Genomic DNA, 16156 nt, shown 5'->3' on the forward strand with positions numbered 1-16156 from the left:
GGGTGTGTGAAACACCCGTGCACCCCCGCCGTTAAAACCGTGCTAGAACTAGCAGACGGCGTAATCCTGAGGCTCGCGGCCGTAGTAGGCGTCCAGGTAGAGCTCCTTGATCTCGCTCATGAGCGGGTAGCGCGGGTTGGCGCCGGTGCACTGGTCGTTGAATGCCTGCTCGGTCATCTCGTCGAGGGTGTCGAGGAAGTACTGCTCGTCGACACCGTAGTCGGCGATGGTCTTCTTGACACCGATGAAGTCCTTGAGCTCCTCGAGCTTCGTGATGAAGTTCTCGAAGACCTCCTTGTCGTCCTTGCCCTCGATGCCGCAGTACTTGGCCATCTCGGCGTAGTTGTGCAGCGCGTTGGGGTAAGGATACTGAGAGAACGTGCCCATCTTGACGGGGGCCTCAGCGGCGTTGTAGCGCATGACGCGAGTCAGGATGACGGCGTTGGCGATGCCGTGGGGCAGGTGATGGAAGGCGCCGAGCTTGTGGGCCATGGAGTGGTTGAGGCCCAGGAAGGCGTTGGCGAAGGCCATACCGGCCATGCAGGAGGCGTTGTGCATCTCCTCGCGGGCATGCGAGTCCTTGGCGCCGTTCGTGAAGCTGGAGGGCAGGTTCTCGAAGACGAGCTTAGCAGCGCGCTCGGAGAGGCCCTTGGTGTAATCGGAAGCCATGATGGAGACGTAGGACTCGATGGCGTGGGTCATGACGTCGATGCCGGAGGCAGCGGTCAGGCCGCGCGGGGCGGTCATGCAGTTGTCGGCGTCGACAATAGCCATGTTGGGGAGCAGCGCGTAGTCGGCGAGCGGCCACTTGATGCCGGTCTCCTTGTCGGTGATGATGGCGAACGGCGTGCACTCGGAGCCGGTACCCGAGGAGGTCGGGACGGCGACGAAGTAGGCCTTCTTGCCCATCTCGGGGAAGGTGAAGATACGCTTGCGGATGTCCATGAAGTCCATGGCCATGTCCTCAAACTTGCACTCGGGGTGCTCGTACATCATCCACATGATCTTGCCGGCGTCCATAGCGGAGCCACCGCCGACGGCGATGATGACGTCCGGCTCAAAGAGAGCCATCTGCTTGGCGCCGCGACGTGCGCACTGCAGCGACGGATCGGGCTCGACGTCGTAGAAGCAGTCGTGGGCGATGCCCATCTCGTCGAGCTTGGCCTCGATGGCGCGGGTGTTGCCATTCTTGAAGAGGAACTGGTCGGTGACGATGAAGGCGCGCTTCTTGCCCATGACGTTGCCCAGCTCGTCGAGGGCGACGGGCGTGGAACCCTTCTTGAAGTAGACCTTCTCGGGAGCGCGGAACCACAGCATGTTCTCACGGCGCTCGGCCACAGTCTTAACGTTGATCAAGTGCTTCACCCCAACGTTCTCGGAGACGGAGTTGCCGCCCCAGGAGCCGCAGCCCAGGGTCAGAGACGGCTTCATGCCAAAGTTGTACAGGTCACCGATGCCGCCGTGCGAGGACGGGGTGTTGATGACGATACGGCAGGCCTTCATGACGTGCTCGAACAGGCTGATCTTCTCGGCCTGGGCGGGGTGCACGTACAGAGAGGCGGTGTGGCCCGGGCCACCGGCGAGCACCAGGTGCTCGGCCTTGTCGACGGCCTCCTGGAAGTCCTTGGCGTGGTACATGGCCAGGACCGGGGAGAGCTTCTCGTGGGAGAACTCCTCCTTGGCGGGGTCGGTGGAGGTGACCTCGGCGATCAGGATCTTGGTCTTGGCGGGAACCTCGATGCCGGCGAGCTCGGCGATCTTGGCGGCAGCCATGCCGGGGATGCGGTGATCGAGGGCGCCGTTCTTGAACATGGCGGCACGCAGGGCCTCCATCTCGGCACCCTGCTTGACGAAGTAGCAGCCGCGCTTCTGGAACTCGGCCTTAACCTGTTCATAGATGGTGTCGATGACGGTCACGGACTGCTCGGAAGCGCAGATCATGCCGTTGTCGAAGGTCTTGGAGTGGATGATGGAGTTGACGGCGAGCAGCACGTCGGCGGTGTCGTCGATGACGACCGGGGTGTTACCGGCGCCAACGCCCAGGGCGGGCTTGCCCGAGGAGTAGGCGGCCTTGACCATACCCGGGCCACCGGTGGCGAGGATGATGTCGACGTCGCGCATGACCATGTTGGTCAGCTCGATGGAGGGGACATCGACCCAGCCGATGATGCCCTCGGGGGCGCCGGCCTTGACGGCGGCGTCAAGCACGAGCTTGGCGGCGGCGATGGTGCACTTGGCGGCAGCCGGGTGCGGGGAGATGATGATGGCGTTGCGGGTCTTCAGGCTGATCAGCGTCTTGAAGATTGCGGTGGAGGTGGGGTTGGTCGTCGGGATGACGGCGCCCACGATGCCGATGGGCTCGGCGATCTTGGTGATGCCGTAAGCCTCGTCGCGCTCCAGGACACCACAGGTCTTGGTGTTCTTGTAAGCGTTGTAGATGTACTCTGCGGCGTAGTGGTTCTTGATGACCTTGTCCTCAAGAACGCCGCGGCCGGTCTCCTCGATGGCCATCTTCGCCAACGGGATACGAGCCTTGTTGGCGGCCATGGCGGCCTCATAGAAGATCTTGTCGACCTGCTCCTGCGTGTACGTAGCAAAAAGCGCCTGGGCCTCTCGCATCTGAGCGAGCTTAGCCTCAAGCGCCTCTACGTTGTCCACAATTGCGGGAGTAGTGTTTTCCGGTGACTTTTTCACCATTTGTGTCTCCTTGCGATCGGAGATTTACCCTACGCCTTGCATGATAGCAAGAATTTATTCGGAGAACGGTAAGATTCCCGTAAAAGGCACACTAAAACGCTTCAACCTAATGAAGCGTTTTAACTAAAAACTATCCGCCTACTGCATCGCCCCGCTCATTGGGGACAGACTCACATGAGTATTTCAATGGGAAAACGGGGAGAACGGGGCATCTGTTTGACAATCGCTATTCGCGGGTCGCGGTTGAGTCGGACACGCAGGCGGTGCAGCTGCTCGATTATATCCCTCTCAATCCGGTGAAAGGTGCGATCAACTCACTCGAGGCGTATCGTTGGTCAAGCTACAAGGCATACCGGCTGGGCTTAGATCCCTTTGACATCTGTGACGCGGCCCCTATGCTCGAAAACACTCATGTAAGTCTGTCCCCAATGAGTGCAAAAAGGCGCCCTCCACATGGAGGACGCCTTTGGTAAGTTCTATGTGAACGCGAGGTCTTTGACCCGGAGAGTCCGAGGTACTTGTTGGTAAGACCTTATTTAGGAGCGCGCAACCTTGCCGGACTTGAGGCAGGTGGAGCAAACGTTCATCTTGCGACGGTGACCATCGACGACGACGTAGACGCGCTGGATGTTAGGGCGGAACTTACGGTTGGTGACGCGGTGAGAGTGGCTGATGGAGCGACCGGCAACGGGGTGCTTACCGCAAACTTCGCAAACTTTGGACATAACTGACCCTCCTTGGGCGACAAACGAACATGTCGCGTTAACAAACAAGCCTGAACTATAGCACAGAAGCATGTCTCTGTGCGCAATCTACACAGAGATATTTCTCTTTTGGCGATAGTGCCCACGCCACGGCTCTGGACGTAGATCCGATTTGCGTGCAGCAGAGGGGATTATGCCAGCTCGCAACAAGGTTTTCAAGCGCGTCCCACAAATATATATAGGTTTATGGAGCGATTTGCTCCGTTTACGGATTGACTAGTATTTATGCTCGCATTTGAGCCCGAGGTTGGCTACACTATGCCTTGACCATTAAAGGGGTACGAGATACCCGCATGGAATTACATAGCTGTCAATGAGCAGTACTTCCTGTGGGTGTCTGGTTCCGCTTTGAGCGGTCGGGCATCTATTTTTTTGACTGTGTCGGCAGTCAAGACATGTGAGGAAGGAGATCGATGGGCACGACTTCCCCCAAGGCGGTCATCATGGACGAGACCGCCGTCAACCGAGCGATGACCCGCATCGCGCACGAGATCCTCGAGCGCAACGAGGGCTGTGAAGACCTCGCTCTGGTCGGCATCGTCACGCGCGGCGACCTTCTGGCAAAGAAGCTCGCCGAGGCGATCAAGGAGATCGAGGGTGTCGACGTTCCGCTCGGCAGCCTGGACATCAGCTTCTATCGCGATGACTATGCGACCAATTTCGCTCCCGCGATCCACGCTACCAACATTCCCTTCAGCGTCGACGGCAAGCGCGTCGTGCTGGTGGACGACATCCTGTACACGGGTCGCACCATCCGCGCCGCTCTGGACGCCGTTATGGACCTGGGCCGTCCGAACCGTATCGAGCTGGCAGTTCTCGTTGACCGCGGTCACCGCGAGCTCCCTATCTCGCCGGACTTTGTCGGCAAGAACGTTCCCTCGTCGCACGAGGAGAACGTGCACCTATATATGAAGGAAGTCGACGGCCGCACCGCTGTCGAGATCAACGACGTCGCGCCGGGTTCCCACGTGGGCTCCGCGCCGCTGGGAGGTGAGTAGTACCGTGGCGTTCAATCATAAGCATCTGATCGACATTACCGAGTACTCCGAAGAGGACATCAAGCTCATCCTCGAGACCGCCAAGGCGTTCTCCGAGGTCAACGAGCGTGCCATCAAGAAGGTCCCCACGCTCAAGGGCAAGACCATCGTCAACATGTTCAACGAGCCCTCGACGCGTACCCGCAGCTCCTTCGAGCTCGCCGAGAAGCGTCTTTCCGCCGACAGCCTCAACTTCGGTGGCTCCTCGACCTCCACGGTCAAGGGCGAGAGCCTCGTCGATACCGTCGAGACCCTCAACGCCTACAAGATCGACTGCATCGTCGTGCGCGACAAGCATGCCGGTGCTCCCTACATCGTCACGCAGAATTCGCCCGCGAGTGTTATCTGCGCCGGTGACGGTAAGCACAACCACCCTACGCAGGCTCTGCTCGACCTGTACACCATCTGGGAGCACAAGGGTGACTTCCACGGTCTAAAGGTCGCCGTTGTCGGCGACATCGCCCACTCCCGCGTTTGCGGCTCGCTGATCCCCGCGTTGAAGATCATGGGCTGCGAGACCTACGCCGTCGCCCCCGGCACGCTGCTGCCGCCGGCGCCCGAGGTTCTGGGCTGCGACCACGTGACGAGCGACCTCGATTCCGTCCTGCCCGAGCTGGACGTCGTCTACATGCTGCGCGTACAGCAGGAGCGCCTCGAGGGTGCCCCGTTCCCCACGATTCGCGAGTACCACAAGCTCTTCGGTCTGACCAAGGACCGCGAGAAGCTCATGAAGCCCGACGCGATCATCTGCCACCCGGGCCCCATCAACCGCGGTGTCGAGTTCGACTCCTATATGGCCGACCACCCGCAACGCTCCGTCATCCTGGAGCAGGTCTACGCCGGTATCTGCGTGCGTATGGCTATCCTGTATCTGCTGCTTGGAGGTGCCGATAATGGCCTTGCTTCTTAAGAATGCCCACGTCGTCGACCCGTCCGTCGAGCTTGACGGTGTCGTTGACGTCCTGATCGACGGCGACAAGATCGCCGAGGTCGGCGAGAACCTCGCCGCCGAGGGAGCCGAGGTCCGCGACCTTTCCGGTAAGTACCTCGTCCCTGGCCTGGTTGACATGCACGTCCACCTGCGCGAGCCCGGCTACGAGGTCAAAGAGGACATCGAGAGCGGCACCCGCGCAGCTGCCAAGGGCGGCTTCACCGGCGTGTGCGCCATGCCTAACACCGACCCCGTTACCGATAACGGTACCGTCGTTGAGTTCGTCAAGTCCCGCGCTGCCGAGGTCGGCCACTGCCGCGTCTATCCTTCTGGCGCCATGACCCGCGGTCTTAAGGGCGAGGCTATGTCCGAGATGGGCGATATGGTCGCCCACGGCGCCGTCGCCTTCACCGACGATGGCCGCGGCGTGCAGGGTGCAGGCATGCTCCGTCGTTGCATGGACTACGGCAAGATGTTCGGTAAGGTCTTTATGAGCCATTGCCAGGACGAGGACCTGGTCGGTCACGGCCAGATCAACGAGGGCAAGGTCTCTACCCGTCTGGCCCTCGAGGGCTGGCCGGCGGCGGGCGAGGAGCTGCAGATCGCCCGCGATATCGAGATCGCCAAGCTGACCGGTGCCAAGCTGCACATCCAGCACATCTCCACCGCCCATGGCCTGGAGCTCGTGCGTGCCGGTAAGGCAGCTGGCGTGCAGGTCACCTGCGAGGCTACCCCGCACCACATGTTCCTGACCGAGAACGACCTGGACGAGACCTACAACACCTCGCTCAAGGTCAACCCGCCGCTGCGTACCGATGAAGACGCCGAGGCTATCCGTCAGGGCGTCATCGACGGCACCGTAGACGTCATCGTCACCGACCACGCTCCCCACACCCCGTGGGAGAAGGCCCGTGAGTTCGAGCTTGCGCCCTTCGGCATGATCGGCCTCGAGACCTCGCTGGCGCTCGTGCTCACCGAGCTTGTCAACACCGGCAAGATGGGCATGGGACGCATGGTCGAGCTTATGGCCATCAAGCCGCGTGAGATCTTGGGCCTCGACCAGGTTCAGGTCAAGGCAGGCTCCGTTGCCGACCTGACCGTGTTCGATCCCACCGCCACCTGGACGGTCGGCGAGGGCGGCTACGAGTCGCGCGCCGAGAACTCCGGTTTTGCCGGCCGCACGCTCACCGGTCGTGCCACCGATGTGTTTGTCGGCGGTAAGCAGACGCTTGCCGACGGCTGCATCTGCTAGCATAGCCTTATCGCTTTTGTGCGCGGCGCCCTTGCGGTGCCGCGCTTTCTGTTCGACTGAACCATGCAACCGCATGGGGGATTGGAGCGTCTATGCCCACACCTTCCACTGCACGCATGCACGACTTCGAGGTCGTCTCGAACCAGGAGATCGCCGACGGCATCTTCTCGGTCGTTATCTCGGCCCCCAAGCTTGCAAGTGCGCTCAAGCCCGGTCAGTTCGTGAATATCGCCGTGCCGGGCGATGCTTCCTCGCTGCTTCGCGTGCCCCTGAGCTTCTATCGTGCCGACGCCGAGGCCGGCACCGTCGAGCTGTGGTACGCCGTCGTGGGCGATGATACCCGTCGTCTGTCGCAGATGGCCCCTGGCTCCACCTCCAACCTGCTGGGCCCTGGCGGCCGCGGCTGGTTCGTGCCCGAGGGTACCAGGAAAGCACTGCTCGTCGCCGGCGGCATTGGCGTTCCGCCCGTGCTCTGCCTGGCTGGCATGCTTGCCGAGCAGGGCGTGGACGTTGACGTATGCCTGGGCTTTGGCACCGCTTCCAAGGCCGTGGGCGTCGATGAGTTTCGCGCGCTGGGAGCCACGGTCAACGTGTGCACCGATGACGGCTCGTTGGGCACGCACGGCTTCTGCACCGATCCTGCCGCCGAGCTGCTCGGCGAGGGCGGTTACGACTACGTCGCCAGCTGTGGTCCCGCCGTCATGATGAAGAAGGTTGCCGCCGCTGCCGCCGAGGCCGGCGCGTACTGCGAGGTGTCGCTCGAGCGCATGATGAGCTGCGGCTTTGGTGCCTGCAACACCTGCAATGTCGAGACGGTCGACGGTATGAAGGGCGCCTGCATGTGCGGCCCCGTGTTCGATGCTTCCAAGGTGGTGGTCTTCTAGTGGGTACCGTGAACATGGCCGTCGATTTCGGCGGCGTCAAGATGCAGAACCCCATCAACACCGCAGCCGGTACCTTTGGCTACGGTTGGCAGTTCCAGAACTTCTTCGATGTCTCCCAGCTGGGTGCCATCACCACCAAGGGTTGCGCTGCCGAGCCCTGGCCCGGCAATCCCGCACCCCGCATGGCCGAGATCCCCGGCGGCATGATCAATTCCGTGGGCCTGCAGAACCCCGGTGTGGCCGCTTTCGCCCGCGAGTCCGGTCCGTGGCTCGAGCAGCTCTCCAAGGACGGTTGCCAGGTCATCTGCCAGGTCGCCGGTCATTCCGTGGACGAGTTTGTTCGTGCGCTCGAGATGTATGTCGAGCTGTGCCCCTGGGCTGCCGGCTATGAGATCAACGTGAGCTGCCCCAACATTGCCGCCGGCGGTGCCGCCATGGGCTCCACGCCCGAGGGCGCCTCTGGCGTCATGGCCGCCTGCCGCAAGGTGACCGACAAGCCGCTGTTCGTAAAGATGGCCCCGGTCAACGTCGCCGAGATCGCCCGCGCCCTCGAGGCCGCGGGAGCCGATGGCCTTTCGGTCATCAACTCCATCCAGGGTATGGCCATTGACGTTCATACCCGCAAGTCCCGTGTGGCCAAGCCTAAGGGCGGCCTTTCGGGTCCGCTGTGCCACCACATCGCCGTTCGTATGGTCTGGGAGGTTGCCCAGGCCGTCGATATCCCCATCAACGGCGTCGGCGGCGTCATGACCGGTGAGGACGCGGCCGAGTTTATCCTGGCCGGCGCCACCTGCGTATCGGTCGGTATGGCCAATTTCGTCGATCCGTGCGCCTCGATTAAGATCGCGCGCGAGCTCGAGGCCTGGGCCGAGTCCCAGGGCGTGAAGGACATCAACGAGCTGGTAGGTGCTTTCGAATGCTAGAGACCGATGCCCGCGACCGCGTTATCGTCGCCCTCGACTGCGGCCGTGAGCGTGCGCTCGAGCTCGCCCATGAGCTTTCGGGCCATGCCGCTTGGCTTAAAGTGGGCATGACGCTCTATTACGCTGAGGGTCCCGAGATCGTCAAGACCTTTAAAGACCTGGGCTTTAAGGTCTTCCTCGACCTTAAGTTCCACGACATTCCGCATCAGGTGCGCGGTGCCGCTCGCTCGGCCTCGCTTGCCGGTGCCGACCTGCTTTCGGTTCATGGATTGGGTTCGGGTGCTATGCTCGCCGCCTGCCGTGAGGGTGCCGAGGAGGCGCGCGAGGATCGAGCCAAGCTCGTCGCCATCACCGTGCTTACGAGTATGAATCAGGATGCGTTGAGCGAGATCGGCGTCGAGTTGCCCGTTGCCGAGGAGGCCGCCCGTCTGGCAAAACTCGCCCAGGCCAACGGTATCGACGGCATCGTGTGCTCGCCGATGGAGGCTCATGACATGCGTGAGCTGCTGGGCCCCGATGCGCTGATTGTGACCCCGGGCGTGCGTCCTGTTGGTGCTGCGCTGGGCGATCAGTCCCGCGTGGCCACGCCTTCCCAGGCTATCGAGCGCGGCGCGAGCCATATCGTGGTTGGCCGCCCCATTACCGGCGCCGATGATCCGGTTGCCGCGTTTGACGCCATCGTTGCCGAGCTGGTCGAAAACGTCGCATAAAAGATTCCCTTAAGTCACCACTTTTGGGTCTCATTAGCACAAATTAGCCCCTGTGCCTGCGAAAACTTTCCCATCCTTTGTGTGGAATCGCAGGTCAGGGGCTCATCTTTTAGCGCGATATATTGCACTTTTTGCGGGTATCGTCTAACCTATGGAGCCGCGATTGGCCATTTTGTACGTTTTACGTGCTAAAATGCCAAATATTGAATCAGATATAACCCAACTATTTGGAGGTACGAATGGCACTCCCTCAGCTTACCGATGAGCAGCGCAAGCAGGCTCTTGAGAAGGCTGCCGCCGCGCGTCACGCTCGCGCAGAGCTCCGTGAGCAGATCAAGAAGGGTGAGAAGTCCCTCGAATCCGTGCTCAACTCCGATGACCCCATTGCTTCCCGCATGAAGGTTTCCACCCTCATCGAGTCTCTCCCCGGTTATGGCAAGGCCAAGGCCGCCAAGATCATGGAGGAGCTCGGCATCTCCGCTACCCGTCGCGTCCAGGGCCTTGGCGTCCGTCAGCGCGAGCAGCTCCTCGAGCAGCTGACCAAATAAGTGAGCGCTCAGGATTCAAAGCTCTTTGTGATTTCTGGACCGTCAGGCGCGGGCAAGGGCACGCTCGTCACTCGTGTACGCGAGCGTCGCTCTAACCTGGGCCTGACGGTTTCGGCTACCACGCGAGCCCCACGCAAAGGCGAGGTCGATGGCGTCAATTACTTTTTCTTGACGCGCGAGGAGTTCGACCGCCGCGTGGCGAACGGTGAGTTTGTTGAGTGGGCCGAGGTCCACGGTAACTGCTACGGCACGTTGGTGAGCGAGGTCCAGTCCAAGCTCGCCTCTGGCTCGTCTCTCATCTTGGAGATTGATGTTCAGGGTGCCCTGCAGGTTAAGGAGCGTTTTCCCGAGGCCGTGCTGATTTTTATCAAGCCACCCTCGCTCGAGGTACTCCGCGAGCGTCTGGTCGGTCGCGGTACCGAGACGCCCGAGACGATTGAGCTGCGTATGGCAAACGCCGCCCATGAGCTTGCCCTTGCCGACCGCTACGACGACGTCGTGGTGAATGACGATCTCGACCGCGCGACCGACGAGCTCGTTCGCGTTCTCGATATGCATGAAAGGATCTGAGGTCCGTGTCCGTTGTAAAGCCTTGCATTGACGATCTTCTGGAGAAGACCGATCACAACCGCTTCCTGCTCGCTTCGCTTGCCTCCAAGCGTGCCTGCGACATCAATAGCATGCTGCGTGGCCAGCATAACCGCGTGCTTGCCGTTCAGGATGTCGACGACATCACCATCGCGCTCTCCGGCGCCGATACCATCTCGATGGCTATGGATGAGATCGTCGACGGCGATATCTCCTACGACGAGGCCCGTTACGAGAAGGCGCTCGGCCATAAGGTTGCTGAAGCCTAAATGGCAGCTCGCGTTTGCCTGGTCCACTATCACGAGGTTGGACTGAAGGGCAAGAACCGCGCACATTTTGAGCATATCCTCATGGATAACATTAAGGCGGCTTTGGCCGCCTTTTCCGTGAACGCCGTGTCTCGAATTTCCGGTTATATCCTCGTGACCTTTAACGAGCATCAGGCCGACGAGGCGGCGCGTGTCATCCGCACCGTCCCCGGCGTTGCCCGTGTGTCCCTGGCTTACCACACCAACCGCGACCCGCAGGAGTACTGCGCCGCCGCCGTCAAGGCGCTGCGCGAGTTTGGCCCCTTCGATTCGTTTAAGGTTCACGCCAAGCGCTCCAATACCGACTATGAGCTCACCTCGATTGATATCAATCGCCAGGTGGGCGAGGTGCTGTGCGAGGCCTTCCCCGATAAAAAGGTTCAAATGCACGACCCCGATGCGATGGTGCACGTACTGGTGGTACAGGGTAGCGTTTACGTGTACGCGCGCTCCGAGCGCGGCGTGGGCGGTCTGCCGGTGGGTTCTGCCGGCAAGGTCGTGACGCTTTTGTCGTCGGGCATCGATTCTCCGGTGGCGACCTGGATGCTCGCGCGTCGCGGCGCGGTGTGCGTGCCGGTACATTTCTCCGGTCGTCCGCAGACTCCCGATACGAGCGAGTATTTGGTGCAGGACATCATCCGTGCGCTTGAGCCGGGTGTCCAGATCGGCCGCCTGTACGTTGTGCCGTTTGGCGATTGCCAGCGTGAGATTTCCGTCGCCTGCCCCAGCAACCTGCGCGTGATCATGTATCGCCGCATCATGTATTCGGTTGCCGAGCGTATTGCTCATATTGAGGGCGCCAAGGCCATCGTGACCGGCGAGTCGCTCGGTCAGGTCGCCTCCCAGACGCTCGAGAACATTATGGCCGTCAACGAGGCCGTGAAGATTCCCGTGTTCCGTCCGCTCATCGGGTCCGATAAGCAGGAGATCATTGCGCGCGCTCAGGAGATCGGTACGTTCGATATTTCCACTGAGGCAGCGCCCGACTGCTGCACGCTGTTTATGCCGCGTCGTCCCGAGACGCACGCCAAACTCGATGCCGTGCACGAGGCCTGGGAGCTGTTCGACCACGAGGAAATGATCGAGCGCCTGCTTAAGCAGACCGAGTACATTGACTTCTCCAGCAACACGTATAAGGCCTCTAAGACCTTAAAACGCAAACATTCGGAGCTTGCTCCGCGTGAGATTTACCAAGATCACGAGTAATTGCCTGCATAGACCGACGATGCGCCTGTATCGTCGGTCTTTTGCTATCATGGCAAATGATGCCAAGATGTTCATTCGCTGACGTGTGACTGAATAAATGGACATGTTCGCGCAAGGTTTTGGTCGGTATTTGGTTTGACCGCGAAAACTGGTGTGGACGTGCGGAAGCTGCGGCGTTCGTTTCCTGACACGATGGTGTTGGGAGGTGTTTGCTATGGCGCAGCGCGAGCAACACGAACGGGTTAAACGTATGGACCGCTGGGCAGGAAAGCTGCTCGGGCATAAAGCGGTGGTGGTGGCGATTCTGGTTGTCATTGCCGCCGCGAGCGGCTTGGCGATGGCAAGTTTTAGTAGCCGCTCCAGCGGCGTGTCGTTTGAGCATAGTGATGAGGCAAGCGCCTCGGATGCGCGCGGGGCCGGGGATGCCTCTCCTGATGATGCCGATGAGTCGTCTGCCAAGAGTTCCTCTGCTGCGGAGGTGTACGTCGATGTGGATGGCGCCGTTGTGAGGCCCGGCGTGTATTGGCTCAAAGATGGAGCACGGGTGTCCCAAGCTATCGACGCCGCCGGAGGGCTTACGGCCGAGGCAGATGTGACAGGGCTTAACCGTGCGTCCAAGATCACAGATGGGCAAAAGATCTATGTTCCGACGGTGGGGGAGCAACAAGCGGCCGCGGCGGTCGGCGGGGCCGAAAGTGGTGCTGCCACGACCCTTGGCGCGGGGTCTTCGTCGGGGCTCGTGAACATCAATACGGCAAGTGCGGCGGAGCTGCAGACGCTCTCGGGCATTGGGCCTTCTATGGCTCAGTCGATTATCGATGAGCGGACAAAGAACGGTGCTTTTGCCTCAGTCGACGACCTGATGCGCGTATCGGGGATCGGTGAGAAGAATCTCGCCAAAATCAAAGATTGCATCTGCGTATGAGCGCGCCCAAGCGCGAGCATGTGATGCCCCCGCGGCCCCTCATGCCATGGACGATGTCCTTGTGTGCCGGCCTGTGCGTTAGCTGTGTCTTGGTGCTCAACGTGGCCGCCGATGCGATGCTGGGGGAGCAGACATCGGCGGTCGGACCGCTTGTAGTTATTTCGGTTGCGGCGTCGCTGTGCATGGTGCTGGCTCGATCTTGTGAGCGACTTGTCTTGTGGAAACGTTGGCTATATGCCGCAGCTATCGGTTTGCTGACGGGCTCGATTGTTTCGGCGTGGTGGGCTGTGGGTGCGCTAAGTGCCACGAAGGCGCTCGACGGTCGAGCGGCAAGCAGTCTCGAGTTTGTCGTGCAGGGTGATCCGTCCATAAACGATGGGACGTATTCCTACACCTGCGAAACATGCGTGGACGGCAGGTGCTTGGGTGAGGTTCGTCTGTCGTGCGACCGCGAGCTTGGTGCCGGGTCTCATGTGCGCGTTATCGGCCGCGTTTCGCGCTTCGAGAACGATGCGTATGGGCGCTCGCGCGTGCTCCGAGGCGAGGTGCGCAAGGTTAAAGCCGTTCGGATTGTGTCGGTCGATGAGGGCTCTCCGGGGCCGCTGCTTCGGCTGCGAAATGGGCTGCTTGCGTCCATCGCGCCTGCGACCGACCCGGCGCGTGCGCTCATAGCCGGTGTCGTCTGCGGTCGTTCGGCCGAGCTGCGCGCGCAGCCGGCGGGCGACTGGTTTTCGGTAACGGGCACCGCGCATCTCATCGCTGTCTCGGGCAGCCATCTTGCCATCGTGGGGTTTGTGATTGAGGGTGTCTTGCAAAAGACTCGGTGTTCACGTGGTCTTCAGCGGGCGATATTGGCGATAACGCTTGTGGGCTACGCTGCCTTTACGGGTGCGTCTCCCTCGGCCGTGCGCGCGTGCTGCATGGTCTTCGCGACGCTTGTCGTAAACGGTGCGGGGCGTCGCCGGCATGGCGCATCGGCACTCTTCGTAACTATGTCCATCTTTGTGCTACTGCGGCCGACGGTGCTGTTCGAGATGGGCTTTCAGCTTTCATGTGCCAGCGTCTTTGCCATTCTGTGCTTTTGCCCCTATGCGACCTACGCTTTGAGTGAGTTGGGTGTGCCATCGGGCTTTGCCAGCATGCTTTCCGTCACGCTGTGCTCGCAACTGGCGACACTTCCCATTACGATTCCTGCTTTTGGTATTTTCTCACTCATTGCTCCGCTGTCGAATGTGGTCATCGGTCCGGTGGTGAGTCTCCTGCTTGCTGTGTCGATCGTGCTGGTTCTCTTTTCGCTCGTGGCGCCGTTGCAAGCTTGGGCGCTCGTGGTGCCCATGATTGTCGCTCGTTGCGCGCTGTTCTTCGAGCAGCTCTTTGCCGCCGTTCCGGGTGCATCCGTGAGCGTGCCGCCCGATAGCATGTGGATTTACCTTGTGCCGTGTTTTCTGGGGATCCTTCTAGTCTGGTGGCCGCGCCCGCAGGCACGGCCTATGGCTGCCGGGCTTGTCTGCTTGGCGCTCCTGGTGGGGATTCCGTACATCTACTGGGATCGCTTCGCTCCGCCTTCGGTGACGGTGCTCGATGTGGGGCAGGCCGATGCGATCCTGGTTCGTCAGGGTGGCGCCGTGGCGCTCGTCGACTGTGGTCTCGATGAGCGCGTGGTAAGCGCGTTGGTTCGCAATAACGTCCACCATATCGACGCCGTCTTCGTGACACATTGGGATGAGGATCATTGGGGTGGCCTTCCTGATGTGCTCGATCAGTTTTCGGTTGGAACCATTGTGGTCGCGGCCGATGCGCTTGACGGCGCGCCTGCTGAGGTCCTGAATCGCCCCGGCGTAACGTATCGGCAGGTGGCTTGCGGAGACACGGTCGATATCGGCGCGTTTCGGACACGTGTGATGTGGCCGTTTGACACGGTGGATGGCGAGGGCAATGAGGACTCTCTTGTTTTGCTGCTTTCCTATGCTCAGGAAGGCAAGAGCTTGCGCGTGCTCCTCACTGGTGATGCCGAACTCGATCAAGAGCGCGAGTTTGTACAGGAGGTGGGTGATATCGATGTGCTCAAGCTAGGGCATCACGGCTCAAAAGTTTCCGTCGACACAGACCTGCTGGGCACGCTTAAGCCCGAGCTCTCTATCGCGAGTGCGGGCGAGGGCAACCGCTACGGCCATCCATCCGATGCCTGCATCGATGCCGTTAAGGAAGCGGGTGGTGCGTTCGCATGCACCATCGAACACGGCGACATTACCGTCTTGCCGACCGCGAAGGGCTTTGCGATGCGATGCCAGCGACCGTGATGCTGCCGTTGGCGCGGGACCTGCCCGTGGGCTAAAATGGCACGGTACGAATTCGAGGGTCTGCGAGAGGGGAGCGCAATGTCCGAAACCGGTCTGCTGCCGGCATATCTGATCGTCGGTACCGATGGGGTCAAGCGCGACCACGCCGTCTCGCGTATGAAAGCTCGCTTGGAAAAGTCGGGTATGGTTGAGTTCAACCTCGATGAACGCGACATGACGAAAGATCCCGATATCGAGTCGATCATCGGCTCACTCAATACCTTTCCCATGGGTAGCGAGTTTCGCCTGGTGATCCTCGACGGCTGCTCCAAGCTTGCCAAGGCGGTCTCGGAACCGCTCGTCGAGTACCTCGCAAGTCCCAGCCCCACAACGGTCTGTCTCATTATCGCCGACTCACTTGCCAAGAATACGCGCCTGTATAAGGCAATCGCCAAGATCGACAAGAAGGCTATCGTCGACTGCTCGGGTACCAAGCGCTGGGAACTGCCGCGCCGCGTGCAGCAGATGGCGACGCAGCACGGTAAGTCCATCTCGACGGCTGCTGCCGAGGAGCTCGTCTCGCGTTCGGGCGAAAACACGCGCATGCTCGATAACGACCTGGCAAAGCTCGCCCAGATGGTCGAGGCGCCCCAGATTGAGCTTGCCGACGTGGAGCGTTGGATCGTGCGTACGGCCGAGGTTCAGCCCTGGGACTTCCTCAATGCCGTCTCGGCTCGCGATATGCGGCGTTCGCTCGAGCTCTTTAAGCTTCTGCCCTCCAAGAGCTACGTGTGGACCTACACGCTGCTATGCGGTCGCATCCGTGAGCTGATCGTCGCCAAGGCGCTCGATGGGCGTGGGCAGGGGCGCGAGCTCGCCGCGACGCTCAAGCTTCAGGCCTGGCAGGTCAAGAACCACCTTACCTGGGCACGTCGTTTTTCGATGACCGAGCTCGTCGCCGCGCTCGAGGGTGCCGTCGATGTGGAGCTCGCGCTTAAGGGTTCGGCCGATTCTCAGACCGCGCTTTTGCTCTGGATTACGAACATCTTGAGAAAATCGTGATGATACCTGCCTATTTGACAAATTCGTTCTATCCCTTTGAGG

The 16156-nt window shown here is 60.8% G+C and carries 15 protein-coding genes; 13 read left to right on the plus strand and 2 right to left on the minus strand.

The annotated features are described in order from the left end of the window. Window positions 1-48: 48 nt before the first annotated feature. A complete protein-coding gene (gene adhE / locus AB5Z20_RS01275) occupies window positions 49-2697 on the minus strand; it encodes a bifunctional acetaldehyde-CoA/alcohol dehydrogenase (protein WP_368155982.1) in 2649 nt (882 codons plus the stop codon). A gap of 536 nt (window positions 2698-3233) precedes the next feature. Then, on the minus strand, window positions 3234-3422 hold the full coding sequence (gene rpmB, locus AB5Z20_RS01280) for a 50S ribosomal protein L28 (RefSeq protein WP_022094725.1): 189 nt from the start codon (window positions 3420-3422) through the stop codon (window positions 3234-3236). 452 nt (window positions 3423-3874) lie between these two features. Between rpmB and pyrR the strand changes: the two genes are divergently transcribed. The 13 genes from pyrR to holA all read left to right on the plus strand — a co-directional run bounded on the left by pyrR (window position 3875) and on the right by holA (window position 16114). Further along, window positions 3875-4459, plus strand: coding sequence for a bifunctional pyr operon transcriptional regulator/uracil phosphoribosyltransferase PyrR (pyrR, locus tag AB5Z20_RS01285; protein WP_215694023.1), 585 nt, complete (start codon window positions 3875-3877; stop codon window positions 4457-4459). Between the two features lie 4 nt (window positions 4460-4463). Beyond that, window positions 4464-5408: an aspartate carbamoyltransferase catalytic subunit gene (locus AB5Z20_RS01290; protein WP_035138537.1), complete on the plus strand. Its 945-nt coding sequence runs from the start codon at window positions 4464-4466 to the stop codon at window positions 5406-5408. After that, window positions 5392-6681, plus strand: coding sequence for a dihydroorotase (locus tag AB5Z20_RS01295; protein ID WP_368155984.1), 1290 nt, complete (start codon window positions 5392-5394; stop codon window positions 6679-6681). Before AB5Z20_RS01290 ends, AB5Z20_RS01295 begins: the two co-directional genes overlap by 17 nt. A 116-nt stretch (window positions 6682-6797) precedes the next feature. After that, complete coding sequence (locus tag AB5Z20_RS01300) at window positions 6798-7565, plus strand: dihydroorotate dehydrogenase electron transfer subunit (RefSeq protein WP_368156062.1); 768 nt, start codon at window positions 6798-6800, stop codon at window positions 7563-7565. Between the two features lie 14 nt (window positions 7566-7579). Next, the gene (locus AB5Z20_RS01305; RefSeq protein WP_368156063.1) at window positions 7580-8488 is read left to right on the plus strand and encodes a dihydroorotate dehydrogenase; all 909 of its coding nucleotides are present in this window, start codon (window positions 7580-7582) and stop codon (window positions 8486-8488) included. Continuing rightward, window positions 8482-9198, plus strand: a complete 717-nt coding sequence (gene pyrF / locus AB5Z20_RS01310) for an orotidine-5'-phosphate decarboxylase (protein WP_368155986.1) — start codon at window positions 8482-8484, stop codon at window positions 9196-9198. Before AB5Z20_RS01305 ends, pyrF begins: the two co-directional genes overlap by 7 nt. 239 nt (window positions 9199-9437) lie before the next feature. Beyond that, window positions 9438-9746: an integration host factor, actinobacterial type gene (gene mihF / locus AB5Z20_RS01315; protein WP_006236130.1), complete on the plus strand. Its 309-nt coding sequence runs from the start codon at window positions 9438-9440 to the stop codon at window positions 9744-9746. Continuing rightward, entirely contained in the window at window positions 9747-10316 is a 570-nt protein-coding gene (gene gmk, locus AB5Z20_RS01320) for a guanylate kinase (protein WP_089573396.1), read from the plus strand. A gap of 5 nt (window positions 10317-10321) precedes the next feature. Continuing rightward, complete coding sequence (locus tag AB5Z20_RS01325) at window positions 10322-10603, plus strand: DNA-directed RNA polymerase subunit omega (protein WP_055250050.1); 282 nt, start codon at window positions 10322-10324, stop codon at window positions 10601-10603. Next, window positions 10604-11848 carry a tRNA uracil 4-sulfurtransferase ThiI gene (thiI, locus tag AB5Z20_RS01330; protein WP_368155988.1) on the plus strand — a complete coding sequence of 415 codons (1245 nt, stop codon included), beginning with the start codon at window positions 10604-10606 and terminating at the stop codon, window positions 11846-11848. Window positions 11849-12062: 214 nt separating this feature from the next. After that, window positions 12063-12773 (plus strand): helix-hairpin-helix domain-containing protein, encoded by a 711-nt coding sequence (locus AB5Z20_RS01335; protein ID WP_368155989.1) that lies wholly within the window; start codon window positions 12063-12065, stop codon window positions 12771-12773. Then, on the plus strand, window positions 12770-15073 hold the full coding sequence (locus tag AB5Z20_RS01340) for a DNA internalization-related competence protein ComEC/Rec2 (RefSeq protein WP_368155991.1): 2304 nt from the start codon (window positions 12770-12772) through the stop codon (window positions 15071-15073). The genes AB5Z20_RS01335 and AB5Z20_RS01340 overlap by 4 nt, the downstream gene beginning before the upstream one ends. Window positions 15074-15151: 78 nt before the next feature. After that, window positions 15152-16114, plus strand: a complete 963-nt coding sequence (holA, locus tag AB5Z20_RS01345; RefSeq protein ID WP_347492324.1) for a DNA polymerase III subunit delta — start codon at window positions 15152-15154, stop codon at window positions 16112-16114. Window positions 16115-16156: the final 42 nt, after the last annotated feature.

The organism is Collinsella aerofaciens (assembly GCF_040910245.1).
GTDB lineage: Bacteria > Actinomycetota > Coriobacteriia > Coriobacteriales > Coriobacteriaceae > Collinsella.